The 297-nt window shown below is 61.3% G+C and carries 1 protein-coding gene; it reads left to right on the forward strand.

Going from position 1 to position 297, the window contains the following annotated elements; all coding sequences use genetic code 11:
• A partial coding sequence (locus tag EN859_RS36995) for a M1 family aminopeptidase (protein ID WP_281015687.1) occupies window positions 1-297 on the forward strand: 297 nt, incomplete at both ends.

The following is a 297-nucleotide window of genomic DNA, read 5'->3' on the forward strand; positions in this document are numbered from 1 at the left end:
GCCGCTACCGCGAGATCAACAACTTCTACACGGCGACGGTCTACGAGAAAGGCTCAGAGGTGGTGCGCATGATCCGCGCCATTCTCGGGCCTGAGGCCTTCCGCGCCGGCATGGATCTCTATTTCGAGCGTCATGACGGCGAAGCGGCGACGATCGAGGATTTCCTCAAAGTGTTCGAGGACGTTTCCGGCCGCGACCTCGCGCAATTCGCGCTCTGGTACCATCAGGCCGGTACACCGAACCTGACGGTGAGTTCCTCCTATGACGCCAGCGCCAAGGCGTTCACGCTGGAGATCG

The organism is Mesorhizobium sp. M00.F.Ca.ET.216.01.1.1, assembly GCF_004010325.2.
GTDB lineage: Bacteria > Pseudomonadota > Alphaproteobacteria > Rhizobiales > Rhizobiaceae > Mesorhizobium.